Annotated in this window: 22 protein-coding genes, 1 tRNA gene and 1 pseudogene; 5 read left to right on the forward strand and 19 right to left on the reverse strand. The window is 68.4% G+C overall.

Annotated elements, in window-relative coordinates:
* Nucleotides 1-79: 79 nt before the first annotated feature.
* From ACJASC_RS04635 to ACJASC_RS04675, 9 genes are all read right to left on the reverse strand, one after another.
* A complete protein-coding gene (locus ACJASC_RS04635) occupies nt 80-1117 on the reverse strand; it encodes an ABC transporter ATP-binding protein (protein WP_415143946.1) in 1038 nt (345 codons plus the stop codon).
* Nucleotides 1114-1911, reverse strand: a complete 798-nt coding sequence (locus tag ACJASC_RS04640) for an ABC transporter permease (RefSeq protein ID WP_415143948.1) — start codon at nt 1909-1911, stop codon at nt 1114-1116. The genes ACJASC_RS04635 and ACJASC_RS04640 overlap by 4 nt, the downstream gene beginning before the upstream one ends.
* On the reverse strand, nt 1908-2768 hold the full coding sequence (locus ACJASC_RS04645; protein ID WP_415143950.1) for an ABC transporter permease: 861 nt from the start codon (nt 2766-2768) through the stop codon (nt 1908-1910). The genes ACJASC_RS04640 and ACJASC_RS04645 overlap by 4 nt, the downstream gene beginning before the upstream one ends.
* On the reverse strand, nt 2740-3957 hold the full coding sequence (locus ACJASC_RS04650; protein ID WP_415143952.1) for an ABC transporter substrate-binding protein: 1218 nt from the start codon (nt 3955-3957) through the stop codon (nt 2740-2742). Before ACJASC_RS04650 ends, ACJASC_RS04645 begins: the two co-directional genes overlap by 29 nt.
* Nucleotides 3958-4076: 119 nt before the next feature.
* Entirely contained in the window at nt 4077-5234 is a 1158-nt protein-coding gene (locus ACJASC_RS04655) for a c-type cytochrome (RefSeq protein ID WP_415143954.1), read from the reverse strand.
* Nucleotides 5231-5809: a cytochrome c oxidase assembly protein gene (locus tag ACJASC_RS04660; protein WP_415143956.1), complete on the reverse strand. Its 579-nt coding sequence runs from the start codon at nt 5807-5809 to the stop codon at nt 5231-5233. Before ACJASC_RS04660 ends, ACJASC_RS04655 begins: the two co-directional genes overlap by 4 nt.
* Entirely contained in the window at nt 5806-6228 is a 423-nt protein-coding gene (locus ACJASC_RS04665; RefSeq protein WP_415143958.1) for a hypothetical protein, read from the reverse strand. Before ACJASC_RS04665 ends, ACJASC_RS04660 begins: the two co-directional genes overlap by 4 nt.
* Nucleotides 6229-6238: 10 nt before the next feature.
* Complete coding sequence (ctaD, locus tag ACJASC_RS04670; protein ID WP_415143960.1) at nt 6239-8809, reverse strand: cytochrome c oxidase subunit I; 2571 nt, start codon at nt 8807-8809, stop codon at nt 6239-6241.
* Nucleotides 8806-9816: a cytochrome c oxidase subunit II gene (locus tag ACJASC_RS04675; protein ID WP_415143962.1), complete on the reverse strand. Its 1011-nt coding sequence runs from the start codon at nt 9814-9816 to the stop codon at nt 8806-8808. Before ACJASC_RS04675 ends, ctaD begins: the two co-directional genes overlap by 4 nt.
* Before the next feature lie 159 nt (nt 9817-9975).
* Between ACJASC_RS04675 and ACJASC_RS04680 the strand changes: the two genes are divergently transcribed.
* Nucleotides 9976-10638 (forward strand): hypothetical protein, encoded by a 663-nt coding sequence (locus ACJASC_RS04680; protein WP_415143964.1) that lies wholly within the window; start codon nt 9976-9978, stop codon nt 10636-10638.
* Here ACJASC_RS04680 and queE read toward each other — a convergent pair.
* The 10 genes and pseudogenes from queE to pdxH all read right to left on the reverse strand — a co-directional run bounded on the left by queE (nt 10635) and on the right by pdxH (nt 19664).
* Complete coding sequence (gene queE, locus ACJASC_RS04685) at nt 10635-11372, reverse strand: 7-carboxy-7-deazaguanine synthase QueE (protein WP_415143966.1); 738 nt, start codon at nt 11370-11372, stop codon at nt 10635-10637. The genes ACJASC_RS04680 and queE overlap by 4 nt on opposite strands.
* On the reverse strand, nt 11351-11707 hold the full coding sequence (locus ACJASC_RS04690; protein WP_021693532.1) for a 6-pyruvoyl trahydropterin synthase family protein: 357 nt from the start codon (nt 11705-11707) through the stop codon (nt 11351-11353). The genes queE and ACJASC_RS04690 overlap by 22 nt, the downstream gene beginning before the upstream one ends.
* Nucleotides 11707-12405, reverse strand: a complete 699-nt coding sequence (gene queC / locus ACJASC_RS04695) for a 7-cyano-7-deazaguanine synthase QueC (protein WP_415143968.1) — start codon at nt 12403-12405, stop codon at nt 11707-11709. The genes ACJASC_RS04690 and queC overlap by 1 nt, the downstream gene beginning before the upstream one ends.
* A gap of 94 nt (nt 12406-12499) precedes the next feature.
* Entirely contained in the window at nt 12500-14554 is a 2055-nt protein-coding gene (locus ACJASC_RS04700) for an NAD(+) synthase (RefSeq protein WP_415144200.1), read from the reverse strand.
* Between the two features lie 83 nt (nt 14555-14637).
* A complete protein-coding gene (locus ACJASC_RS04705) occupies nt 14638-15240 on the reverse strand; it encodes an exopolysaccharide biosynthesis protein (protein WP_021693528.1) in 603 nt (200 codons plus the stop codon).
* A gap of 71 nt (nt 15241-15311) precedes the next feature.
* On the reverse strand, nt 15312-17153 hold the full coding sequence (locus tag ACJASC_RS04710; RefSeq protein WP_415143970.1) for a hypothetical protein: 1842 nt from the start codon (nt 17151-17153) through the stop codon (nt 15312-15314).
* A 546-nt stretch (nt 17154-17699) separates the two neighbouring features.
* Nucleotides 17700-17776, reverse strand: a tRNA-Pro gene (locus ACJASC_RS04715).
* 61 nt (nt 17777-17837) lie between these two features.
* Nucleotides 17838-18311 carry a DUF192 domain-containing protein gene (locus ACJASC_RS04720; RefSeq protein WP_021693525.1) on the reverse strand — a complete coding sequence of 158 codons (474 nt, stop codon included), beginning with the start codon at nt 18309-18311 and terminating at the stop codon, nt 17838-17840.
* Nucleotides 18312-18427: 116 nt separating this feature from the next.
* A pseudogene (locus tag ACJASC_RS04725) lies at nt 18428-18958 on the reverse strand (cold-shock protein); the annotation flags it as partial.
* Between the two features lie 100 nt (nt 18959-19058).
* Nucleotides 19059-19664 carry a pyridoxamine 5'-phosphate oxidase gene (gene pdxH / locus ACJASC_RS04730; RefSeq protein WP_415143973.1) on the reverse strand — a complete coding sequence of 202 codons (606 nt, stop codon included), beginning with the start codon at nt 19662-19664 and terminating at the stop codon, nt 19059-19061.
* Between the two features lie 168 nt (nt 19665-19832).
* On the opposite strand from pdxH, the gene fabI reads away from it, so the two are divergent.
* From fabI to ACJASC_RS04750, 4 genes are all read left to right on the forward strand, one after another.
* Nucleotides 19833-20639, forward strand: a complete 807-nt coding sequence (gene fabI / locus ACJASC_RS04735; protein WP_045319816.1) for an enoyl-ACP reductase FabI — start codon at nt 19833-19835, stop codon at nt 20637-20639.
* Nucleotides 20640-20643: 4 nt separating this feature from the next.
* Nucleotides 20644-21150, forward strand: coding sequence for a xanthine phosphoribosyltransferase (gene gpt / locus ACJASC_RS04740; protein ID WP_415143975.1), 507 nt, complete (start codon nt 20644-20646; stop codon nt 21148-21150).
* A 124-nt stretch (nt 21151-21274) separates the two neighbouring features.
* A complete protein-coding gene (locus ACJASC_RS04745; protein WP_415143977.1) occupies nt 21275-22450 on the forward strand; it encodes an aminotransferase in 1176 nt (391 codons plus the stop codon).
* Between the two features lie 77 nt (nt 22451-22527).
* The gene (locus ACJASC_RS04750; RefSeq protein WP_415143979.1) at nt 22528-24426 is read left to right on the forward strand and encodes a SurA N-terminal domain-containing protein; all 1899 of its coding nucleotides are present in this window, start codon (nt 22528-22530) and stop codon (nt 24424-24426) included.
* Nucleotides 24427-24430 lie beyond the last annotated feature (4 nt).

A 24430-nucleotide genomic window follows, 5' to 3' on the forward strand; every position in this document is an offset into this window, starting at 1 on the left:
TATCAGTCGCCGGACAGGGCGTCACCAGCGCCGCTCTCACGTGGTCGTGCGACATTGTGTCGGCCCCGCGCGGGAAGGCTCAGACGCCGGGCAGAACCCATAGCGCCTCGCGCGGGAGCCGCCAGCGGATGTCCTGCCCCGGCGTGGCGCCGCGCGCCGCCCCCGCGCGCATCAGCGCCTCGAACCTGAGCCCCGAACCTTCGGCGGTGATCCGGGTCAGCAGCCCTTCGAAGCGGGTCTCGATCACCCGCAGGGTCACCGCGTTCTCGCCCTCGCCCGGCTCGATCGCCTCGGGGCGGAGCGTCAGGCAGCCCTCGCCCTCGGGTGCGGCCTCGGGCAGCGCGAGCCGCCCCAGCGCGCAGTCGAAGACGCCTTCCGATGAGCGACCGGGAATGAAGTTGCAGCCGCCGAAAAAGCGCGCCACCTCCAGATCGGCGGGCCGGTTCCACAGCGCGGCACCCGTGCCGATCTGGTGGATCCGCCCGCCCAGCATCAAGGCGACCCGGTCGCCCAGCACGGCCGCCTCCTCCTGATCATGGGTGACGACCAGCGTGGTGATCCCGGTCTCGCGCTGCAGCCGCCCGATCAGCGCGCGCATCTCGCCGCGCAGATGCGCGTCGAGCGAGGAGAGCGGCTCGTCGAGCAGCAAGAGGCCGGGCTTCAGGACCAGCGCGCGGGCCAGCGCCACCCGCTGCCGCTGCCCGCCCGACAGCTCGTGCGGACGGCGGTGGCCCAACCCTTCTAGCTGCACCTGTTCGAGCGCCTCGGCCACACGCATCGCGATCTCGCGTTTCGGGCGACGCTGCATGCGCAGGCCGAAGCCGACATTGGCGGTCACGTCCATATGCGCGAAAAGCTGCCCCGACTGGAACACCAGCACCGCCTCGCGCCGCTCGGGCGGCAGGTGCAGCACCGATGCCCCGTCGAAGCGGACCTCGCCCGCATCGGGCGCGATCAGCCCGGCGATGACGCGTAGCGCCGTGGTCTTGCCACAGCCCGAAGGGCCGAGCAGCGCCAGCATCTCGCCGTCCGCCACCTCAAGCGAGAGCGCGTCGAGCGTCGCACGCTCCGCGCCCGGATGGCGCAGGTGCAGATCGTTCAGCGTCAATCGCGTCACCGCGTCCCTCCAATGGCCATGCCGCGCCCCGTGAGCTGTCGCGCCACGAGGGCGAGGATCACGAGGCCGGGCGCGAGGCTCAGCATCGCGAGCACACCGGCCTGATCGTTGCGCCCCGCGCCCGCCTGCGCATAGAGCAGCAAGGGCAGCGTCACCACCCGGCCCCCGCCGATGGTCAGCGTCAGGATGTATTGCGACCACGACACGAGAAAGGCGAAGAGCCCGGCCACGACGATGCCGGGCGCGATGGCGGGCAGCATGACGTGCCACAGCACCTGCAAGGGCCGCGCACCCAGACTGCGCGCCTGTGCCTCGGCCTCGGCGTCGTAATTGGTAAAAACCCCCGACATCACGAAGATCACGTAAGGCAGCGTCGGCACCAGATGCACCAGCACCACGCCCAGCGCGGAGTTGGTCAGCCCCAACCGCAGGAACACGCCGTGGATGCCGAGCCCAACCGCGATGCCCGGCACGATCACAGGCGCGAGCAGCGCCAGCTCGACCAGCACCTTGCCGCGAAAACGATAGAGCCCGAGCGCGCGGCCCGCCGGGATGCCCAAGCCCAGCGCCAGCGCCGAGGCGGCCAGCGCGATCAGCGTCGTGGACACGAGCGCGCCGGGGATCTCCGAGCGCGGCGCAAAGGCCTGCATCCATGGTGCGAAGGTCCAGTTGGCGGGCAGGATCTGCGGAAAGAACCAGCCGCGTGCCACCGACCACAGCGCCAGCGGCAGCAGCGGCGCGATCAGCGCCACGATCAGCACGAGACCGAGCGCGACCCGCGCCCGCGTGCTCATTCCCGCCCCGCAAAGGCGGCGCGGATCAGCACCGCCGAGACCAGCGCGATCAGCATCGCAATCGCCATCGCCTCGGGGCGCGCGGCGAGGTCGGGGTCGGTGAAACGCTGCCACGCCAGCACCGGCAGCGCCGTCGGCGCGCTCTGACCCAAGAGCACCGGCACCTCCCATGCGCCAAAGGAAAAGGCGAAGACGATGGCTCCGGCGCGGATCAGCGCGGGCCACAGCAGCGGCAGCAGCACCAGCCGCATCGCCCCGAAGGGCGAGGCCCCCAGGCTCCGCGCAGCGCTTTCGGGGTCGTCGCCCAGACTTTGCATGTTGGCCAAGAGGATCAGCCCGATGAAGGGCACCTCTTTCCAGACGTAGTGGGCGATGATGCCGATGGCGAAGCGGTCCTGCGTCAGCGCCGGAAATCCGGCGGGGCCGTCGATCAGCCCGGCGCCCGCCGAGAGCCGCGCGAGGAAGCCCGATTGCGACAGGAGCCACAGGATGCCCAGCGCGCCCACGGCGTGCGGAATGGTGAGGTTGATCTGGAACAGCAGCCGCGCCATCCCCTGCCCCGGAAAGCGGCGGCGCAGCAGCAACGCGGCCCCCAGCCCGATGACACAGGAAAGCGCGGTCGAAGCGAAGGCGATCCACAGCGACAGCCCGAGCGAACGCCAGACCCGCCCCTCCGACAGCACGGCGATCCACGCGTCTAGGCCGGCATCCCCGCGCCCCATGCCGAAAGAGCCCGCGAGACCCAGCACGAGGCCGCCGCCGAACAGCACCGCGATCACGCAGAGCGCGGGCGCGAGCGACAGCCATGGATGCCCGCGCCCGATCACCTCAATTGCCGACGTTGTCGATCCAGCCATCCTCGATCGCCGAGGTCCAGTCGGCCTGCAGCTCCGGCAGCGCCGCCTGACCCAGATCCTCGATCGACACGACCGAAGGATGCCGCTCCAGCGCGGCAAAGCCCGCCTGCACCTCGTCCGACGCGCGATCCGGCTCGATCACCGTGGCAGCACCCCAGACTTCGGCCTGCGCCTTCTCGAGCTGCGCCTCGCCCGAGAGCAGCAGGTTCTGCGTCACCATGGCGGCGGCCTTGTTCGCGGCGTTGACCGGGATCACCATGTAGTTGGTGTTGGCCAGCGTGCCGTCACGCAGCCCGTAGGAGCGCGCGGTTTCGGGGAAAATGCCGTTCACCACCGCCGTGCCGACCTCGGCCGGGTCGTAGGTGAAGAAAAGGTCCACCTCCTGATTGGCGAACATCTGCTGAAGCTGGGTGATCGAAGTCGGGTAGGTCGTGCCCTCGCGCCACAGATGCGGCTCGATCCCGTTCAGGATCTCCCATGTCTCGTCGGCCACCTCGTCGAACCCGGCCTGATCGAAGGGGCCGATCAACGCGTCCGGGCCGCCCGCCACATGGGTGAAGACGTGGCGCACGAAGGCCGCGCCGGTGAAATCGGGCGGCGCGGGATAGGCAAATCGGCCCGGATTGGCCGCGATCCAGTCGAGCAGTTCGGGGATCGAGCGTGGCCGCGCGTCGGTGCGCGCGGTGTCGTGGGCAAAGGCGAACTGCACCCGGCTCCACGGCACCTCGCAGCCCTCCACAGGCGTGCCGAAATCATTGGCGATGGCGGGGTTGTCGAAGTTGACGAGTTCCGCATTGGGCAGCTTCTCGACATAGCCGCACCAGGCGAGGTCGCCCTGCTTCATGGTGCGGAAATTCTCGCCGTTGATCCAGATCATGTCGACCGCGCCCGTCGTCGCGCCCGCCTCGACCTCGCCCAGAACGATGTTCACCGCCTCGGCGGTGTCGGAGAGAGGCACACGGTTGAGCGTGATGTCGTACTCGTCTTCGAGCAGGCCGCCGATGTAGTCCGAGACATAGGCGTTGATGTTGTCGGCCCCGCCCCACATGAAGACGTTGACCTCGCCGCCGCGCGCCGTCTCGACGATCTCGTCCCAGCTCATTTCGAGCAGCGCATCGCCCTCCTGCGCATGGGCCATTCCGCCCGCGAGGATCAGCGCGCCGCCAAGCCCTGCCATCATCCGCTTCATGCCGTTCTCCCGTCGATGCCGCCGGGTCGTGCCGCCCGGTCTCCCTGCCCGGGGTTTGCCCTTGCGGCGGTGATGGCGCAACACACCAATATGTCAGTCCCTTGCAACATCGAAAGGTTTCAGTGGTCGGCGGACAGGCGCATCGGGTTGATCCGGCGGCGCGGAGCCTCGCCGGCCCCGGCGATCTCCCCGGTCTCGGGGTCGAGCGCGGCATACCACGCGGCCAGCGCCTCGATCTCCTCCTCCTCCAGTTCCTGCGCCGCGACGCGCATCAGATTGTAAGCCTCGGTCCCGCCGCGCACCCCGTCGCGCCAGAGCCGCAGCTGCGTGATGAGATAGGCCTCGTCCTGCCCGGCCAGCGGCGGGAACGGGAACCTCCCCTCCAGATCCTCGCCGCCGAAACCCGCGAGATCGCGCGGCCCCGGCCCATGGCAGGCGGTGCAGGCCGGCACGTCGTCGCTGCCCGCGCGCGCCAGCTCTTCGCCGAGCGTCAGCGTCTCGGGCGCGGCAGCACCGGTCGTCTTCGGCTCCGCCTCGTGCCCGGCGAACCATTCGGCCAGCGCGCGCAATTCATCGGGCGACATCTCCGAGGCCGCGTGCTGCATGATGCCGCTTTCGCGCCGCCCCTCGCGGTAGGCGATGAGGGCAGCCTCAATGTAATCTGCCTCGAAGATGTCGAGCCGGGGCACATGCGCCTCCGTTTCCCCATGGCAGCCCGCGCACCACCCCGCACCTTCGGGGGCGTCCAGCGCCTCGCGCGCGGTGATCTCGGCCTGCCGCCCGGGCGTGATGGCGCCGTTCTGGATCGCGCGCAGATAGGCCACGGCGGCCCAGACGTCATCCTCGCGCGATGAGGGCCATTGCGGCATGCCGGACATCTTCACGCCCTCGTAGACGATCCAGTGCAGCTCCTCCTGGCTCCATGTGCCCACGGCCCCGGTGATGTGCGGCGGCTCGGGGTTCATGCCGCGCATGGTGGCCGTGCGCTCGCGCCCCGGCACTGCATGACACATGGCGCAGGCCGTCTCGAAATGCCGCGCACCCAGTTCGATCAGCGCCGGGTCGTCGAGGTTCGGGGCGGGCGTCTCGGGGGCGCCGGAATAGAGATCGACCGCATTGCGATAGGTCGTGTGCAGCGCCCAGTAGGTGGGCGGCAGGTGTCCCGCCCGCGCCGACACGTTGTAGAGCCCGAAGGCGATGGTGGCGCCGCCCGCCACCGCCCCCGCCACGGCGAGCGCGCCCAGCGTGTAGAGAACCGTTCTCGTCCGCTGCTTCATGCCGCGGCCTCCTTTTCCTTCACCGCGCGGGAGGTGAGCCACAGCCCCGCCACGAGATAGACCGGCGTGCCGATGCCGAGCATGATCATCCCGCCCAGCTGCTGGCCCGACAGGTTCGGCATCAACCCGCACCACGCCGCATAGAGATCGCGCGGCGCGAGGATCAAGAGCGCGCCCAGAAGCGTCATGTGCATCGATGTGAGCAAAAGCCCCCCCGCCCCGGCGAGCGGATGGCCCGCGCGCAGGCAGCCCGACCAGACCAGCAGCCCCGCGAGCAGGAAGCTCGCCTGCTCGGCCACGAACCACCCCCCCGCGCCATAGGCCAGCCCATGCGCGCGCGGCAGGTGCCACGCCCAGACCACCGCGAATTCGAGAGCAGCGGCGGCGAGCGGACCCAGTGCCATGGCCCGACCCAGCGCGGGCCAGCCGATGACCAGAAGCGGTGCTGCCAGCGCCACGATGGTCATGTGCCGCAGCATGTGCCCCGCGAAGGCCGAGCCGAGCCACATCGACAGCGGCGCGACCCAGATCGCCGCCAGCAGCCCGGTCCCGAGGATCAGCGGCACCGGCTTCACCGGCAGGTTCCCAGCACGATCAGCGGCAGCGTGTCGTAGACGACGCCGATGAACGACACGACCGCCAGCAGAAAGCCCGCATGGCCGAGGAACTGGTGCCGGTCCTCGGCGCTGCCCTCGGGGTTCGAAAATTCACCGGTGCCGCGCACATCCCAGCGCAGATAGGCGCGCCAGCCGATCCACGCGATCGCGGCGAGCATCACCAGCGTCATCGCGATCAGCCCCGCGCGCAGAACACCCATCGAGGCCACGGGTTCGAACTTGAAGCAATAGACCGAGACGGCGGCATAGCTGATCGCGAAATGGAACGCCCAGATGGTCGGCGCGAAGGCGATGCGCCATAGGCTCTCGCGCTCCTCGCCGAACTCGTGCTCGTCCTGCCGCGAGTGCGATGGCCGGTCGTGGTGGTTGCTGCTCATGCCGCCCTCCTCACATCAGCCGGGGCACGAGGCCCATCATCGCGCCGGTCACCAACGCGGTGAGGCCCATGAAGTGCCAGAACAGCGTGACGTTCCACAGATCCGCGTCGTAGCGCGGGGTGAGCTTGCCGAAGAGCGACCCGGCGAGGCAGTAGAGTTGCATGATCGTGGCAAGAAGCCCATGCGCCACGACCCAGACCATCAGCGCCCACATCATCGCCGGATAGACATGCGCCGTCGGATCGAGATCCATGACTGACAGCACGAAGCCGCCCATCCCCGCCAGCGTCAGCACAGGCGCCAGCGCGAGAGCGCCGCGCGCCAGCCCGACGCGCCGCGCCCGGTTGAGGCTCCGCGCGCCGCGCGTCAGCGCCCATGACGCCGCAAAGGCCGCCGTGGCCAGCGCCACGAGATAGCCGCTCGCATGCTCGGCCCCCGGCGGCGGGAAGGCGGTGTTCGAGGTCCAGTAGAAGAACACGCCGAAGACGAGGCTCGCAAAGGCCGTGGAATCGCCCAGCATGGTGATCCAGACCGCCCACCAGCCCACCGCCTGCGGGCCCGCCGCATAGGTCGGCAGGCTCAGGCCGAGGCCGACATCCTTCATGTCCTTCTCGGGCGGCCGCGCGGTCGAGGTCCAGAGCCAGTAGAGGATGCAGACCACCGCGAAGGCCGCCGAGACGATGGCCGGACCATAAATGTGGAAGGTCGGAAGGATGAAGGCGCCGCCGGTGAAGACTGCGGCCCAGATGGTGACATAGGCCGGTCCCGTGACCCGCTGCACCTGGATGGGCCGCGCGTCGATCACGCTGGTCACGATGGTCTCGCGCAGGCCCTCCTCGGCATCGGGAAGGTAGTAGCGCCCGGCATCCATGCGCTCCACGAGCTTGGGCTGGTCCCAGAGCGGGTAGCGCGAGGTGATGTGCGGGATCGAGCGGACACCCCACTTGGTCTCGGGGACCTCGTGGCTCCACTCCAACGTGCCGCCGCCCCACGGGTTACGCTCGATCTGAGGCTGGTCCTTCTTGGGGCGCACAATGTCCCATGCGAAGACCGCGAAGCCCGCGGCGACGATGAACGACCCTACGGTCGAGATCTGGTTGAGCCAGTCGATGCCGAGCCCCTGCGGGTAGGTATAGACCCGGCGCGGCATCCCCAGAAGCCCGGTGAGGTGCATCGGCAGGAAGGTGATGTTGAAGCCGGTGAAGATCAGCCAGAAGGACCAGCGCCCGAGCCGCTCGGACAGCATCTTTTTCCGGAAGAACGGGAAGAAGTAATAGACCCCCGCGATCACCGGAAACACCATGCCGCCGAACAGCGTGTAATGCAGGTGCGCCACGATGAAGTAGGTGTCGTGCACCTGCCAGTCGAAGGGCGCGACGGCGACCATCACGCCGGTCAGGCCACCGGCGGTGAAGATCGCCAGCGCCCCCGCGATCCACAGCATAGGCAGCGTCATCTTCACCCGCCCCGCGATCAGCGTGGCGACAAAGGCGAAAAGCTGGATCCCGGTGGGGATGACGACGGCTTCGGAGGCGGCCGAGAAGAAACCTAGGCTGATATTCGGCAGGCCGGTGGTGAACATGTGGTGCACCCAGAGCCCGAAGCTCAGGAACCCCGTCCCCACCGCCGACAGCACGATCCAAGAGTAGCCCAGGATCGGGCGCCGCGCGACCGTGGGCACGATCATCGCCGCGATGGCGATGGAGGGCAGGAAGATGATGTAGACCTCCGGATGGCCGAAAATCCAGAACAGGTGCTGCCACAGCATCGGGTCGCCGCCGCGCGTGTGATCGAAGAAAGGCCAGTCGAAAGAGCGCTCCAACTCGAACAGGAAATCGCCCGCGATCAGCGGCGGGAAGGCGAAGAGGATCATGCCGCCGACCACCAGCACGTACCACGCATAGAGCGGCATGACGTTGACACGCATGCCGGGCGGTCGGCATTTCAGTGCGCCGACGATCAACTCCACTGCGGCGGCGATCGAGGCCACCTCGATGAACGACAGACCCAGAAGCCAGATGTCGGAGCCGATGCCAAGCTCGATCGTGGCCAGCGGCGGATACATGAACCAGCCCGCCTTGGGCGCGGCCGAAAACAGGATCGAGCCGATCACGAAGATACCGCCGATCAGGAAGGCCCAGTAGCCATAGGCCGAGAGCCGCGGGAACGGCATGTCGCGCGCGCCCAGGAAAGCGGGCAGAATCAGGATCGAGATCGCTTCGAACATCGGCACCGCGAAGAGGAACATCATCGCCGAGCCGTGCATCGTGAAGAGTTGGTTGAACATGTCGGCCGAGATCAGATCGTTCTCGGGCACCCAAAGCTGCAACCGCATCAAAAGCGCCATCACGCCCGCGATCAGCATGAAGGTGAAGGCGGTCATGGTGTACCACACCCCCACTTCGGAGTTGTTGACCGCCGTCCAGTAACGCCAGCCCTCGGGCGTCTTCCAGACCTTTCGCAAGTTTTCCTTCTGCCGCTCCTGCACCTCCTCGGGCACCGGCTCGTTCAGCATCTCTTCGGTCGGCGGATAGATCCCCTCGGGCATCAGATCGCCTGCGGGGATGTGGTGGTCGGTCATTCGAGGCCCTCGAGATAGGCGGCGATCGCGCCGATCTGCGCGTCTGTGAGGTGATCATAGGCGGGCATCTCGGCGCCGGGCTTCCACGCGCCGGGGTTGGCGACCCATTTGGCGAAATCCTCCGTAGAGGTGCCCAGCCGCCCGGCGGCGAGCGAATGGCGCGAGCCGACATGGGTGAGATCGGGGCCCACCCGCCCCACCGCGGGCGTGCCGCGCACCGCATGGCAAGCGCCGCAGCCTTGGGCCAGGAACAGCGCGGCACCGCGCCGGGCGGCCTCGCCTTGGGGGGCGGCGGCATCGGCCGCCTCGGCATTGAGCCATGCGGCAAAGGCGTCGGGCTCCATCACCTCGGCCTCGAAGGCCATCCACGCATGGCTTTCGCCGCAGAACTCGGCGCATTGGCCGCGATAGATGCCGGGGCGTTCGGGGCCGAGGGTCATCTCGTTGACCCGGCCGGGGAACATGTCCATCTTGCCGCCCAAGCTCGGCACCCAGAACGAATGGATCACCTTCTTGCTGTCGAGAAGGAAGGTCGAGCGCACGCCCGCCGGAAGCCGGATCTCGTTGGCGGTGGTCACCGTCGAGCCGTCGTCACGCTCGTATTCGACGCGCCACCACCACTGCTCCCCGGTCACGCGGATCACCGGCCCGTCGCCGGTGGCGCGCAGGTCGGGCATGATTGTGAGGCCATAGACCAGAAGCGCGCCGAGCGTGACGGTCGGAAAAGCGATGCCGCCGAGGATCACCAGCCAGTTGGCGAGCTTTTGCGAATGCGGCGCCGGGCTGCGGCGCGTGGCCCAGTAGAACAGCCCGTTCATGCCGAACCAGAGCACCACCGCGCCGATCAGCATGACGACGAAGAGATCGTTCAGGATGCGCGCATCCGCACCGCCATCGACAAGCACCGATTGCCGCCCCTCGCAGGCAGCGAGCAACAGCGGAGAGGCAAGAAGCAGCCGCGACAGGCCGGGCGGCAGGGATCTTGGGGCGCGGGGGTCGCGGGTCATGCATCGTCCGTGGAAAAGGCCCGTCGGCCGGGGTCACGACAATGAGAGTGCGCGCGGCGTTGCGGTCAACCTCGCAACATCGTTAAAGACATACGCGACGGGAGAAAGTCGGGCGCGCATGCGGTGTGTCCTTCGCCACCCCTTATTCGAAGATGACCCATGCTTGACCTGATCCGCCCCATCCACGCCTTCGCCATCGCCTGCATCGCCCTCGCGCTGGGCGTGGCGGCCGGTCTGGCGCTGGGCGATCTCGACAACCAGTTCCGCGAAAGCGGCATCGTCACCTATACCTCCGCGGCACTTCTGGCGCTGACGGCGGCGACGAGCCTGCGCATCGGCCGGTTGCGTCGGGACGGGGCTGGATTGTCATGGCGCGACCCGCGCATCGTCTGGGTGGCGATCGGGCTGGGCTTCATCTGGCTGGCGCTCGACGATCTCGCCCAGATCCACGAGAACCTCGACCGGCTGCTGCACCGTCTTGCCGGCATCGAGGAGACGCCTTTCACCGACCGGCTGGACGACGTGATCATCCTTGCCTACGGGTTCATCGGCGCGGGTGTCATGTGGGTCTGCCGCTCGGAGCTGCGGCGCTTTCCGCAGATGCTGGGCTGGCTCGGCATCGGCGCGGCGCTTCTGGTGCTTCAGGTGGCGCTCGACATGCTGCTCAATGACGAAGCCTGGGTGCTGTTTACGGGCTTTTCCACCGCCCGGCCCGATCTCGCACATGATCTGGGCGAAATCGCCGAGGAGAGCGTCAAGCTTCTGGCCGAGGCCGCGTTCCTGAGCGGGTTCATAAGGGTGCGACAGGGCCTCGCGGCCTAGACGCCGCGCTTGTTGCCCCAGATCAGCACGTGCAGCTGCGGCAGCACGCGCGCCTCGAACCAGCCATCGGCGAGCGTGCGGCTCACCAGCCAGTCCATGCGATCGGTGATGCCGTCCATGTCGATCTCGGCATCCTCGGCCTCGGGCGGCGGCGGGGTGTGGTTGCCCGGCTGGAGATAGACCGGCAGCGCGGGATAACGCGCGGCCACGTCGCGGGCCCAGAGGTAATCGGTCTCGTCGAACACCACGATCTTGAGGATCGCCTCGGCCTCGCCCGCCGCCTTCAGGCAGTCGTCGAAGCGGTCCCAGTCGGGCGTCTCCCCCGATGACGGCGGCTTGGGAGAGAGCACCAGCGGCTCCAGCCGCGAAAACCAGTTGCGCGCCACCGAGCCTTGGGTTTCGAGTGCAAAGCGGTAACCCGAGGCCCGCCCCCTCTCGATCAGCGGGCCGCAATCCTGGATCGCCGGATTGCCGCCCGAGATGGTGACGGTGAGGGGCCGCCCGCCGGAGAGCGCGGTGATGCGCTCCCAGACGGCCTCGGTCTCCATCGCGGCCCATGTGTGGCGGTATTCGCTTTCGACCGCGTGCAGACTGTCGCACCACGAGCAGCGGTAGTCGCAGCCGCCAAGCCGCACGAAGACCGTCGCCTGCCCGATCAGCGCGCCCTCCCCCTGGATCGTCGGGCCGAAGATCTCCGAGACGCGCAGAAGGCTCACGGCCGGTACTCCGCCCATGTCTTGGGCGTCTCGGAGATGCGCACCGCGCTCACCTGATCCCAACGGGCTCGCGCCCAGTCGAAAATCGCACGGGCCAGCACCTCGGAGGTCACGCCGTCATGGCCGAAGACCTCGTTGAGATGGCGGTGATCGAGATGATCGTCGATCCAGCGCTTGAGCGGATCGAGCGCCCGGTAGTCGAGCACGAAGCCGTTTTCGTCGAGCGTCTCGGCCCGAAGCTCCACCTCGGCGATGTAGTTGTGCCCGTGCAGCCGCGCGCAGGGGTGATCCCCCGGCAGGCCGCAGAGTTGGTGGGAGGCCGAGAAGTGGAATTCCTTGGTGATCGTGTACATCACTTCGCCCCCCGCGCGACGGCCTCGAGCCAGAAATCGGGATCGGCATAGTCGGTCGGGTCCTCGACACCCGCGAGGTGGAACGCCTCGCGCCGCTCGACGCAGGTGCCACAGCGGCCGCAATGCTTGTCACCACCCTTGTAGCACGACCACGTCTCGGCGAATGGCGTGCCGTGCCTTGCTCCCTCGGTCACGATCGCGGATTTCGGCTCGCGCACGAAGGGGGTGTAGAGCGTCACGTCGGCATACCCGTCGAGCGCCTGCTTCTGCATGGCGTCGAAAGCTTCGGTGAAGGCCGGGCGGCAGTCGGGGTAGATGAAGTGATCACCCCCATGCACCGCCGTCGCCACCGCGTCGGCCTTCTGTGCCGCCGCCAGCCCGAAGGCCACGGCGAGCATGATCGCGTTGCGGTTGGGCACGACGGTCGTTTTCATCGTCTCTTCGGCGTAATGCCCGTCGGGCACCTCGACATCGTCGGTAAGCGCCGAGCCCGACAGATGCGCACCGATCGAGCGCATGTCGATCAGGTGAAACGGCACGCCGAGGCGGTCGGCCGCAGCGCGGGCGAAGTCCAGCTCCTTGGAATGGCGCTGACCGTAGTCGAAGGAGATGAGGCCCGCGAGTTCGTTCTCGGCGGCGACCTTGTGGGCGAGCGACACGCTATCGAGCCCGCCAGAGCAGATTACATAGGTTTTCATCAGATCCGTCCTTGTTTTGACCGGGTAGGCTGCGACCGGTGCCCGGACCATTCCGGGCGACCCCCTCTAGCGCATCCCGGTCGGACGGAAAAGGTCAGCCCTCAGGCACGTTCTCGCGCAACTCTTCGAGCCAGACCGCCGCGCTCGCATCCGACGGCGCGCGCCAGTCGCCGCGCGGAGAAAGCGACCCGCCCGCCGAGACCTTGGGCCCGTTCGGCATGGCCGAGCGCTTGAACTGCGCAAAGCCGAAGAAGCGGGACACGAAGACCTCTAACCATTTGCGGATCTCGGGCAGGTCGTAGGCCTTGCGCTTTTCCTCAGGAAAATCGATCGGCCAGAGCCCCTTCCCGGCGTCGTGCCACGCATGCCAGGCGAGGAAGGCCACCTTGGAGGGCGGTAGCCCGTAGCGCATGGTGTGGAACAGGAAAAAATCGTGCAGCGCATAGGGCCCGATCCGGTCCTCGGTCGATTGCAGCTCCTCCTCCTCGGACTGCGGCACCAGTTCGGGCGAGATCTCGGTGTCGAGGATCGCCTGCAGCACGTCGGTCGTGGCCTGCTCCTCGAACTGGCCCGAACGGATCGACCAGCGGATCAGGTACTGGATCAGCGTCTTGGGCACGCCGGAATTGACGTTGTAATGGCTCATCTGGTCGCCGACGCCATAGGTGCACCAGCCCAGCGCCAATTCGCTCAGATCCCCCGTTCCGACGACGATGCCACCATTCTGGTTGGCGAGCCTGAACAAATAATCGGTCCGAAGCCCTGCCTGCACGTTCTCGAAGGTCACGTCATAGACCGGCTCGCCGCCCGAAAACGGGTGATCCATATCGCCCAGCATCTGCCGCGCGGCGGGACGGATGTCGATCTCGGCCGCCTGCACCCCCATCGCGCGCATCAGCTTCCACGCGTTGGACTTGGTCGCGTCGCCGGTGGCGAAGCCAGGCATGGTGTAGCCAAGGATCGTGTCGCGCGGCAGGCCCAAGCGGTCGCAGGCTTTGGCGGCCACGATCAGCGCATGGGTGCTGTCGAGCCCGCCGGAAATGCCGATCACCAGCTTGGGGTTGCCGATCGACTCCATCCGGCACCGCAGCCCCTCGACCTGGATGTTGAATGCCTCGTAGCAGTCAAGATCGAGATGGCTTTCGCGGTTGGGCACGTAAGGATAGCGGCGGATCGGGCGCAGGAGCCCCGCATCCTCGAAATGCGGCTGATGCGCGAAGCGTATGCGCCGGAAGGCCGGAGCCTGCCCCTTGCCCGCATCGTTGAAGGTGCCGGTGCGCATCCGCTCGTTGAGGAGCCGCTGCGTATCCACGTCGGCCATGCACAGTTCCGGCTCCACGTCGAAGCGCCCCGATTGCGCCAGCAGGTCGCCCATCTCGTAGATCGCCCCCTGCCCGTCCCAGCTCAGATCGGTGGTGCTCTCACCGGGTCCGGCGGCGGAATAGGCATAGGCCGCGAAGCTGCGCATGCCGTGGCTGCGGCACAGCACGTGGCGGTCGTCGGATTTGCCGATCACGATGTTCGAGGCCGAGAGGTTGGTGAGGATCAGCGCGCCCTCGGTCGCGGCGGCGCTCGACGGCGGCACGGGGGCCCAGAAATCCTCGCAGATCTCGGTATGGAAGATCAGCCCCGGCAGATCCTCGGCCTCGAAGATCAGGTCGGTGCCGAAGGGCACCTCCTTTCCCCCGAGCCGCATCATGCGGTCGGTCACGCCGCGCCCCTCGGCGAACCAGCGCTTTTCGTAGAACTCGCGATAGTTCGGCAGGAAGCTCTTGGGAACGATGCCCAGTATATGCCCGCGCGAGATCACCACTGCACAGTTGTAAAGCCGCCCCTCGTGGCGCAGCGGCGCGCCCACGAGCAGCGCAGGCGCAAGCTTGGTGCTCGCCTCGACGATCAGGGCCAGCGCCGCCTCGACCGCGTCGAGAAGCGCGGTCTGCATGTGCAGATCGTCGATCGCATAGGAAGAGACGCAAAGCTCGGGGAACACCACGAGATCGGCCTTGGCATCATGCGCGCGCCGCGCCTCGGCGATCACCGCATCGCGGTTGAACGACACGTCGGCGGGCCGCACGCGCGGCGTCGCCGTGGCGACACGGACGAACCCGTGCCGGTGCAGGGAGTGAAAGGCGTCTGGCCCCTTGCGCATGATCGTCACCTCGTCATCCTGTGCAATTCCGGGGCGACCATGCCGCCCCTTCGGGTGCGATGCCAGCCCCCCGTGGCTTGCGGTCAACCGCCACCGCCTCCGCCGCCGAGCATCCCGAACCCGACCGCGACCGCCACCACGCTCAGCACGAAGCCCAAACCCATCAGCAGCCCGTCGCGCAGCGTCATCCCCAGCCCGAAAGCCGCGATCGCCGCCATCGGCGCGGTGGAGGCGAATGGCACGAGTTCGAGCGGCGGCACGGTCAGGCACAACACCAACACCGCGACGCCCGCGATCCGCGATGCCTTGGGTCCGGTCAGCGCCTCGAGCCGCCCGTGAAACCAACGATCGAGCCAACGGCCGATGCCGCGCAGCTTGTCCGAAGCCTTGACGAGCTTGTCGCCCGAGACCGAGCGGTGTTCGAGAAACCCCGGCAGCCACATCTCATCGCGCTGCATCACGATCTGCACCGCGAAGATCGCAATGATCAGCGCCAGAAGCGTCGGCACACCGGGCACACCGCCGATGGGCGAAATCTCGATCAGGGCGGGGACAAAGAGAAACGGACCGAAGCCGCGATCCCCCAGGGCAGCGGTCACATCGCCGACCGTGGCACGGTCGTCGTCGCGGCCTTCCTGCTTCAATTGGTCGAGGATGTCCTCGACCGCATGTTGGTTCTGCCCCATCGCCGCGTCTCCAGACCTGACCTTCCAGGGCAGCAACCCCGTCGGCGCGACGTCGTTCCAAGCGAAAGCGTTCAATCGCGCGTGGTTATCGACCGGGAGTCCTCGGAGCCGGGCAGATCGGAGCTGCGGCGCGGGCTCCTTGTCGCCGGGAGCGGGTCCGCCAGAAGCCGTTCGCGCAGGGCGCGGGCGTGGCGGCGGGCCTCGGGACGGGTGCGCGCGGCGGCGTCGAGGATCTCGAGCGCTCCGGCGGGGGCCGTGCCGGGCCGGATGCCCGGCGGCAGCATGGCGAGGATCTCGCGCAGCCGGGCCGCGCGCGGCGGGCCGTCGCCCGCTTCGGGCGCGATCACCAACGCCGCCAGACCCGCACGGCGCGCCGCGCGCATCATGAGGGCCACGCTTCGGGCCGGGGCGTCCCGCCGAAGCGGCAGCAGCGCCGTCACCGGCCCTTCGAGCACCATCGAGACGGCCCCGGCCATGGCCAGAGCCGCGCGCAGGTCCGGCCCGGCCTCGAAGGCTTCGACCTGCGTCGCGTCGATTCCCGCCGCTCCCTTCAGCGTTCCATGGCCGAAGACATGGCGGTTCGCCGCGTCGATCCGCTCGGGCGCAAAGCCTAGGCGTTCCAGCAGCTCCATGCCGTGACCGGCGACATCCTCGGGCGCGAGGCCGAACCGGTCGGTGCAGAACGCACGACCCAGACGCCAAGGCGTGATCACCGCCCGAAGGTCGCGCGCCTCGGACAGCGCCGCCTCGATCCGGGCGATCTGCGCGGCGTCGAGACCGCAGGCCCGCAGGTTCGCATGGTCGATCCCCGGTGCCGCCGCGAGGCTGCCATGGCCCGCGACATGGCGCAGCAGCGCCGCGAGCCGGTCGGGGCCGTGGCCCTGCGCCGCGAGGCCCGCCGCCAGCTCCGGTGCGGTGGCGCGGCGATGGCCGCCGCCGGGGGTCTCGGTTTCGACCGTCAGCGCGCGGGCGGGGGCGAGCGGGTCCGGCCCGCTGCCCAAAATCGCCGCCGCATCGCCCAAGGGCGCGACCACGAGGCGCGGCGCCCGCGGCGCGTCTGGCGACTTCACAAGCCCCTCTCGCAGGGCGATGGTCCGCGAAAGCACGGGCTTCGCGGCGGCAACGGAGGCCGCCATGTCTTGCAGCCGCGCGAGACCACGGGCTCCCGCCGACGCGTCAAAGCCGAGCCCCAGATCCGCCGCCGCCCTCAGGCGCGCGGCCTCGGCGAGCGCCGCCATCGCCGCGCCCATGGCCCGACCTTCGTGCGTGGCGGGCCCGAGGCCGAGGCGCATCAGCGCGCCGCCCAGACCGGCGAGGCCCAGATCGCCCTGCCCCGCATCGACCGCGAGGGCCAGCGTCCAGACCCGCACCGCACCGACCAGCGCGTCGACGTCGACGGCCCCGTCGATCACGAAACGGCCAAGATCGAGCACCACGCGCGGCGCGACCGTGGCCTTGCCGAACCGCAGCTCCAGCGGAGCGCCGTCGCACGCGGCCTGCACCAGCCGCATGGCGTGCTGCGGCAGCGCCGCGCCCATGTCGATCGCGAGTGGCAGCGACGGTGCTGGAGACGGCGTCCGAGGTGCCTGCGCCGACAACATCCAAGGTGCTGCCACCGCGATCCGCCGGGCGATCATGTGGCGCATCTCGTCGGCCCAGGCGGTCGCATCGGCCGGGTCGTCAATCCGGCCCTGCGCCTCGGCCCGCATCCGAAGCCGCAGCACCAGCCGGTCCGCCACCTGCCGCAGATCGACGGCGGCGTCTGAGACCTGCGCGGCGAGGCCGTGGGCGGCGCGGTTGGGCCAATCGCCCGGCACGTCACTGCAGCGGCCATCCGACAGCGTCACCTGCCGCATCGACAGGCCGGCCAGCGGGTCCCGCCCCGCAATGCTATAGCGCCGTTCGATCTGCATGACGTGTTCCCGTGTCGGACCTCTGATCGGGAGCCTTTGGGCCGCCCGGTGCCGCATGACCCTGTGCAGCATGGCGGGCACGGTCAACGCGCCAGGAGGGGCCGTCCGACGAATCTCAGGGCCATTCTTGCGGGGGCGGTTTTTGCCCACCGTAGTTCGCGTTTCTCCCACAGAGTTTTCCACAGGGTTGTGCGGCCTGCGGCGAGCACTCGAAGGCCCATGCCACACTGGCGGCGCGCCACCTTGGCCTGCGCGTCGTCGCGCGCTTGACCACGGGGCATCGCGGTTATCCACAAGAGGTGTGAATCGGGGACTGGAATTGTCCACTTCGGGCCGTGGCGGCACTGCAACAGGGGCTATCGGGAACCTGTCTTGCACCGTGGTGGAACCCTAGGAGAGGATTCGTCGAGAACGGCCCCGTCGGGCGACATCGCGCAATTCCTGCGACCGGTCGACCTCGGGGGGATTCGACGTGGGTACAGCGACGCGATCGCGCCTCGCACCGCGGCAAAGGCGCAGCGGGATCAATCGTGACTGGGAGAAATCTGGTCGGGGCGGCAGGATTCGAACCTGCGACCCTCTGTTCCCAAAACAGATGCGCTACCAGGCTGCGCTACGCCCCGAACCGCCGCCCTTCTAGGACGCTCCGCGCCGGGGTGCAAGCGTCCGCGTGACGATCGCGGATCAGTCGCAGGGCGCGGCTGCCGGAACCTCTTCCGAACCGATCGCGGGATGGCGCAGCGTGTCGCCCTCGGTGATGCCGAGGCGGGCCGCCATGCCGCCATTGATCTCCAGCACGTACTGGATATCCGTGCCGCCGGGGATCGGCGTCTCATCGAGCGGCTTGGCGCGGGGATGAATGCTGCGGATCACGCCGTCGGCCCCGGCGAAGATGATATCGAGCGGAATGAGCGTGTTGCGCATCCAGAACGAGACGGCTTGCGGCGCGTCATAGACGAAGAGCATCCCCGCCATGCGCGGCATCTCGGCGCGGTTCATCAGCCCCTGCGCGCGCTCGGCGGCGTCATCCGCGATTTCCACCGCGAAACCCGCCTGCCCCCAGTCGCCGCGCACGGTGACACGGTCGGGCGCGCATCCGCCGGCAAGACCCGCGACCGGCAGGCCGAGCAGCAGCGCCGTCAGCAGCAGCGCCTTCATTCGGGCGACCCGGACGAGGTGTCGGTGTCCGAGGCAGCGTCGGTATCCGTATCGGTGTCGCTCTGCGTGCCCGCATCGACGGACGCGCTCCGCTCCGTGCCGCTCCGGACCCCGCGTACCGCCGCGTCCCAGGGCAGGATTTCGGTGGCCATGCGTCCCCGGCGCCCTTGGATCACCCGTAACGCCACGGCCTCGCCCGGCTCCAGGTCCGAAAGACCCGAGCTGCGCAGCACCTCGACATGCAGGAATATGTCGTCCGACATGCCGAACTGGTTGGCGAAGCCGAAACCCTTGGCCTTGTCGAACCACTTGATCCGCGCAGGTTCGAGCGGGCGGCTGGAGAGATACTCGGCATCGAACTCGGCAAAATCGGCAAGAGGCACCGCCGAGGCGGTCGGCGGCGGGTCGAGCGACAGGATCTCCACGGCCTGCGTGCCGCGCTCCGTGCGCTGGGCCTGAATGCGGATGCGGGCGCCATCGGCGACGGAATTCTGGCCATAGTTCCGCAGCACGTTGGCGTGCAGAAGAATGTCGGCGCCGCCTGCGTCGGGCACGATGAAGCCGAACCCCTTGGCCGGATCGAACCACTTCACGTGACCATCGAGTTCGAAGCGGTCTTCAGCCTGCTTGTCCAGCATTTCGTTCATTTCCGCCTCCAGCGGCCGTCGGCCCAGCCGATCATCTTTTGATGACTGTGCAGCACAGTCGGGAATTCACTACAAGCACCGAATTTCATTTCGCATGAAATTAGGGTCCCAAGCGTAGCACATTGAACGATCCGGCCGGGCCGGATCGCGTCCATTTGTAGCGGTCGTGAAGCCTGTGGGCACCATCGGCCCAGAATTCCATTTCGAGGGGCCGGATGCGAAAGCCGCCCCAGTGGGGCGGGCGCGCGGGATCGGGGCCCAGTTCGGCCCCGAGGCGCGCGACGTCGGCCTCGAGCTGGGCGCGCGAGGCGATCGGACGGCTCTGCGGAGAGGCCCAGGCCCCGATCCGGCTTTCGAGCGCGCGCGAGCGGTAATAGGCGTCGGCCTTCGGCCCGTCCTCGCGCTCCACCAACCCGCGCACCCGGATCTGGCGTCGCAGGGATTTCCAATGCAGCACGAGCGCCGCCTTGCCAGCAGAAGCTATCTGCCGGGCCTTGGCACTTTCGTAATTGGTGAAAAAGAGGAAACCGTCGTCCTCGATATCCTTGATCAGCACGACCCGCACATCGGGAAGCCCGTCAGCATCCACCGTGGCCAGCGCCGCCGCATTCGGATCCGACGGCTCATACTCTCCGGCTTCTTCGAGCCAGCGCCTTGCAATTCCGAATGGATCGTCGCCCGCAAAGATACCTTGGCGGTCGTCCATCATACCATCTCACTCACTCGTACGCCTTCATTCTAACCCGTGATCGATCTAATGCGCCATATGATCATAGGGACCAGTAGTGACGCGGCGTAGGCTGTGGCCTTGATGCCTCTCGACCTATCGCCTACACCGGATCGAAACGGCGCCGGATCGGCAAGAGGAATATTCATGACATCGCAGTTGATGGCGGGAAAACGCGGACTCATCATGGGGCTCGCCAACGACAAGTCGATCGCCTGGGGCATCGCCAAGGCCTGCGCGGGCGCGGGCGCCGAGCTGGCCTTTTCCTATCAGGGCGAGGCGCTCAAGAAGCGGGTCGATCCGCTGGCGGCCGAGGTCGGCTCTGACATCGTGCTGCCCTGCGACGTGGGCGACGAGGACAGCATCGACGCGCTGTTCACCGCGCTGCAGGAAAAATGGGGCAAGCTCGACTTCATCGTCCATGCCATCGGCTTTTCCGACAAGTCCGAGCTGCGCGGCCGTTATGTCGACACTTCGAAGCAGAACTTCCTGATGTCGATGGACATCTCGGTGTGGTCCTTCACCTCGGTGGTCAAGCGCGCGGCACCGATGATGACCGAAGGCGGCTCCTGCCTGACGCTCACCTATTACGGCGCAGAGAAGGTGATGCCGCATTACAACGTCATGGGCGTGGCCAAGGCGGCGCTCGAGGCGAGCGTGCAGTATCTCGCCGAGGATCTGGGCCGCGACGGGGTCCGCGTCAACGCGATCTCGGCCGGCACGATCAAGACGCTCGCGGCCTCCGGCATCGGCGATTTCCGCTACATCATGAAGTGGAACGAGTACAATTCGCCGCTGCGCCGCACGGTCACGCAGGAGGAGGTCGGGAAATCCGCGCTCTACCTCTTGTCGGATCTGGGCAGCGCCGTTACCGGCGAGGTGCACCATGTCGATGCCGGTTACCACGTGATCGGCATGAAGAACCCCGACGCGCCCGACATCACGAGAGGCTGAACCGATGACCGACCGACTGCCGCATGAAAAAGGTTTCCACGTCTCCTGGGACCAGCTGCACCGCGATTCACGGGCGCTGGCCTGGCGGCTCGACGGGCGCGGCCCCGGGGACGAGGGCGCCTGGAAGGCAGTGGTCGGGATCACTCGCGGCGGCATGGCCCCTGCGATGATCGTCGCGCGCGAGCTCGGCATCCGCACCGTCGACACGATCTCGGTCAAATCCTACGAGCATCAGGACCAGTCGGGCGCCAAGGTGCTCAAATCCCCCGACGCCGGGATCATGGGTGACGGCACCGGCATCCTCGTGGTGGATGATCTGGTCGATACCGGCCGCACGCTGGAGCTGGTGCGCAAGCTCTATCCACAAGCGCATTTCGCCACCGTCTACGCCAAGCCGATGGGCAACAGCCAGGTCGACACCTATGTCACCGAGGTGAGCCAGGACACCTGGATCTTCTTCCCGTGGGACATGGCGCTGCAATATGTCGAGCCCTATCGCGGCAAGGACTGAGCCGCGCCGCTGCATCTCCAAAAGGCCCCGCCCGACCGGCGGGGCCTTTCGCGTTTTGCTTGGCCGCGATTGCGCCCGCCCGGTCCCGCGTCTAGCGTCCGCCCGGACAGACAAGGGAGGCCCCATGAGCGACACGCGCACCGCATCGACCTTTTCGCCGCCGGTGATGGAGGCCCGTCGCTGGATCGAGGGGGTGACGTTCCCGGCCGAGCGCCCGCTCATCAATGTCAGCCAGGCCGCGCCGGTCGATCCGCCGCCCGAGCCGCTGCGCCGGGCCATGGCCGACATCGTGATGGAGGATGCGAGCGCGCATCTTTATGGCCCGGTGCTGGGCCTGCCGGAACTGCGCGCCGAGATCGCGGCGACATGGCGGCGCGAGTATCGCGGCGAGGTCGCGCCCGAACAGGTGGCGATCACCTCTGGCTGCAACCAGGCCTATTGCGCCGCCATCGCCGCCCTTTGCGGCGAAGGCTCGGAGGTGATCCTGCCCAGCCCGTGGTACTTCAACCACCGCATGTGGAACGACATGGCGGGCGTGCGCACCGTGCCGCTGGAGACCGGCCCCGACCTTCTGCCCGACCCCGAGCGCGCCGCCGCGCTGATCACCCCCGCGACGCGGGCCATCGTGCTGGTCAGCCCCAACAACCCTGGCGGCGTCGAATACCCCGCCGCCCTCCTCGCCGCGTACCGCGACCTGTGCCGCGCCCACGGCCTCGCGCTGATCCTCGACGAGACCTACCGCGATTTCGACAGCCGCGAAGGCCCGGCACATGATCTCTTCGCCGATCCCGGCTGGGCCGAGGTGCTGGTGCAGCTCTATTCCTTCTCCAAGGCCTACCGCCTCACCGGCCACCGCATCGGCGCGGTCACCGCGAGCACCGCGCGGATCGCGCAGATGGAGCGGTTTCTCGACACGGTGACGATCTGTCCCACCAGCCTCGGCCAGAAGGCCGCGCTTTGGGGGATGCGGAAACTGGGCGACTGGCTCGCGGGCGAACGGGCCGAGATCATCGCCCGGCGCGCCGCCATGGAGACGAGCTTTTCGCGGCTCGCCGACAGGGGCTGGCGGCTGATGGGCTGCGGCGCCTATTTCGGCTGGATCGAGCACCCCTTCGATGAGGCCTCCGACGCGCTGGCGCGGCGGCTTGTGCGCGACGCGGGCGTGCTGCTGCTGCCCGGTACGATGTTCACGCCCCATGGCGCGCAGGCGGGCCGCCGGCAGCTGCGCATCGCCTTCGCCAATGTCGATGCCGCGGGCATCTCGGATCTCGAAGCGCGGCTTGGCGCCCTGCCCGGCTGAGCCATCGGCTTGCGCGGCCCTGCCCGCTTGCCTATTCAGCCTTAGACGCCGAATGGGCGCGCGACAGGGAGACCGCAATGGCATCGAGCAAGGGCAACCGCGTATTCGTCTGGATCATCCTGATCCTGCTCTTCGTGGGATTGATCGGGTTCGGCGCGACGGGGCTCTCGGGCAACGCGACCCGGCTCGGCACCGTGGGCGACAAGGAGCTCGAGGTGCAGAGCTATGCCAACGCGCTGCAGTCGCGCATCCGCGCGCTCGAGAGCCAGACCGGCTCGGCGGTGAGCATGGCGCAGGCCCAGCAGCTCGGCCTCGATCGCGCGGTTCTGGGCCAGCTCGTCACCGAACGGGTGATGGACGAGGCCGCCGACGGGCTCGGCCTGTCGGTCGGCGACGCGGCGGTGCGCGATCAGGTGCTCGCCATCCCCGCGTTTCAGGGGTTGAGCGGCAATTTCGACCGCGACACCTACCGCGAGGCACTGAGCCGCAACGGGCTGACGGTCGCCGAATTCGAGGAAAGCCTGCGCGAAGGCGCGGCGCGTGGCCTCCTGCAATCCGCGGTGGTCGCCGGCGTCACGGCCTCGGACACCCATGTCGAGACGCTGATCGACTTTCTGATGGCGCGGCGCGACATCACATGGGCGCCCGTCTCCCTGAGCGACACCGCCGCAGCCCCCGAGGAGGACGGACGCCCCCGCGTGCTCCTACCCGAGATCGCGCTCGACGCCGAGATCCCCGCGCCCACCGAGGCCGAGATCGAGGCCCGCTATGCCGCCGCGCCCGAGGCCTATACCGCGCCCGAGATCCGCGAGATCAGCTATGTCTGGCTGCGCCCCGAGGACGTGGCCGACGACCTCGAGGTTGGCGAGGAGGAGGTGCGCGCGCTCTATGATCAGCGCATCGCCGAATACGTGCAGGAGGAGCGCCGTCTGGTCGAGCGCCTGATTTATCCCGATGCCGAGGCCGCGACTGAGGCGCTGGCCCGGCTCGAGGCCGATGAAGCGAGCTTCGAGGATCTGGTGTCGGCGCGGGGTCTGACGCTGCAGGCGGTGGACCTGGGCGACGTGGCGCGCGGCGACCTGCGCGCTGCCGCCGATGCGGTGTTCGCCGCTCAGGCCGGCGATGTGGTCGGTCCGCTCGAAACCGATCTCGGCCCGGCGCTGTTTCGCGTCAACGCCGTGCTCGCCGCCGAAGAGGTGACCTTCGAGGAGGCCGCCCCCGACCTGCGTGACGAATTGGCCCGCGCCCGCGCCCGGCGCGAGATCGACCGCCGCTCCGACGAGATCACCGATCTCATGGCTGGCGGCGCCGCGCTCGAGGATCTCGCTGAGCGCAGCGGCATGCTGCTCGACCAGATCGAGTGGACCACCGAGACCACCGGCGGCATCACCGATTACGCGCCCTTCCGCGAGGCGGCGGCGGCGGCGCGGGAAGGCGCCTTCCCCGAGCTGATGGCCTTCGAGGATGGCGGCGTCTTCGCCCTGCGCCTCGACGCGGTGACCGCGCCCGCGCTGCGTCCGCTCGACGAGGTGCGCGACGAGGTGATCGCCGATGTCGAGGCCGAGACGCGGGCGCGGCTGCGCGCCGAGCGCGCCGAGGCGCTGGCCGCCCGCATCGCGGCGGGCGAAAGCTTCGAGGCCGCGGGGCTGGCGCCCAAGGCCGCCGCCAACCTCACCCGCCGCTCCTTCGTCGAGGGCACCTTGCCCGCCTTCATCCGCGACGTCTTTGCCCTAGAAGAGGGCGAGACGCGCGCCATCACCGGCGAGGGTTTCGCCGCCGTGGTGCGGCTCGATGCGACCCATCCGCCCGCCGAGGACGACGAGGGCGTCGTGGCCGAGCGTCAGGCGATCAAGGAGCGCCTCGGCACCGGCCTCGCGCAGGACATCTACGCCGCCTTCGCCACCGCCGTGCAGTCCCAGACCGAGATTCGCATCGACGATGCCGCCGTTCAGGCGGTCCACAGCTCCTTCAGGTAACGCC

Source organism: Limimaricola cinnabarinus, from assembly GCF_047631075.1.
GTDB classification, from domain to species: Bacteria; Pseudomonadota; Alphaproteobacteria; order Rhodobacterales; family Rhodobacteraceae; genus Limimaricola; species Limimaricola cinnabarinus.

Excerpts from the sequence above, each read along its gene's own strand:
- ACJASC_RS04650 (WP_415143952.1), bottom strand. The coding sequence starts at position 3,957 with ATGAAGCGGATGATGGCAGGGCTTGGCGGCGCGCTGATCCTCGCGGGC.
- ACJASC_RS04665 (WP_415143958.1), bottom strand. The coding sequence starts at position 6,228 with ATGAGCAGCAACCACCACGACCGGCCATCGCACTCGCGGCAGGACGAG.
- ACJASC_RS04750 (WP_415143979.1), top strand. The coding sequence starts at position 22,528 with ATGGCATCGAGCAAGGGCAACCGCGTATTCGTCTGGATCATCCTGATC.
- ACJASC_RS04720 (WP_021693525.1), bottom strand. The coding sequence starts at position 18,311 with ATGAAGGCGCTGCTGCTGACGGCGCTGCTGCTCGGCCTGCCGGTCGCG.
- ACJASC_RS04690 (WP_021693532.1), bottom strand. The coding sequence starts at position 11,707 with ATGTACACGATCACCAAGGAATTCCACTTCTCGGCCTCCCACCAACTC.
- ACJASC_RS04745 (WP_415143977.1), top strand. The coding sequence starts at position 21,275 with ATGAGCGACACGCGCACCGCATCGACCTTTTCGCCGCCGGTGATGGAG.
- ACJASC_RS04710 (WP_415143970.1), bottom strand. The coding sequence starts at position 17,153 with ATGCAGATCGAACGGCGCTATAGCATTGCGGGGCGGGACCCGCTGGCC.
- ACJASC_RS04705 (WP_021693528.1), bottom strand. The coding sequence starts at position 15,240 with ATGGGGCAGAACCAACATGCGGTCGAGGACATCCTCGACCAATTGAAG.
- ACJASC_RS04655 (WP_415143954.1), bottom strand. The coding sequence starts at position 5,234 with ATGAAGCAGCGGACGAGAACGGTTCTCTACACGCTGGGCGCGCTCGCC.
- ACJASC_RS04640 (WP_415143948.1), bottom strand. The coding sequence starts at position 1,911 with ATGAGCACGCGGGCGCGGGTCGCGCTCGGTCTCGTGCTGATCGTGGCG.
- queC (WP_415143968.1), bottom strand. The coding sequence starts at position 12,405 with ATGAAAACCTATGTAATCTGCTCTGGCGGGCTCGATAGCGTGTCGCTC.
- ACJASC_RS04700 (WP_415144200.1), bottom strand. The coding sequence starts at position 14,554 with ATGCGCAAGGGGCCAGACGCCTTTCACTCCCTGCACCGGCACGGGTTC.
- ctaD (WP_415143960.1), bottom strand. The coding sequence starts at position 8,809 with ATGACCGACCACCACATCCCCGCAGGCGATCTGATGCCCGAGGGGATC.
- ACJASC_RS04675 (WP_415143962.1), bottom strand. The coding sequence starts at position 9,816 with ATGACCCGCGACCCCCGCGCCCCAAGATCCCTGCCGCCCGGCCTGTCG.
- queE (WP_415143966.1), bottom strand. The coding sequence starts at position 11,372 with ATGGGCGGAGTACCGGCCGTGAGCCTTCTGCGCGTCTCGGAGATCTTC.
- pdxH (WP_415143973.1), bottom strand. The coding sequence starts at position 19,664 with ATGGACGACCGCCAAGGTATCTTTGCGGGCGACGATCCATTCGGAATT.
- gpt (WP_415143975.1), top strand. The coding sequence starts at position 20,644 with ATGACCGACCGACTGCCGCATGAAAAAGGTTTCCACGTCTCCTGGGAC.
- ACJASC_RS04680 (WP_415143964.1), top strand. The coding sequence starts at position 9,976 with ATGCTTGACCTGATCCGCCCCATCCACGCCTTCGCCATCGCCTGCATC.
- fabI (WP_045319816.1), top strand. The coding sequence starts at position 19,833 with ATGACATCGCAGTTGATGGCGGGAAAACGCGGACTCATCATGGGGCTC.
- ACJASC_RS04645 (WP_415143950.1), bottom strand. The coding sequence starts at position 2,768 with ATGGCTGGATCGACAACGTCGGCAATTGAGGTGATCGGGCGCGGGCAT.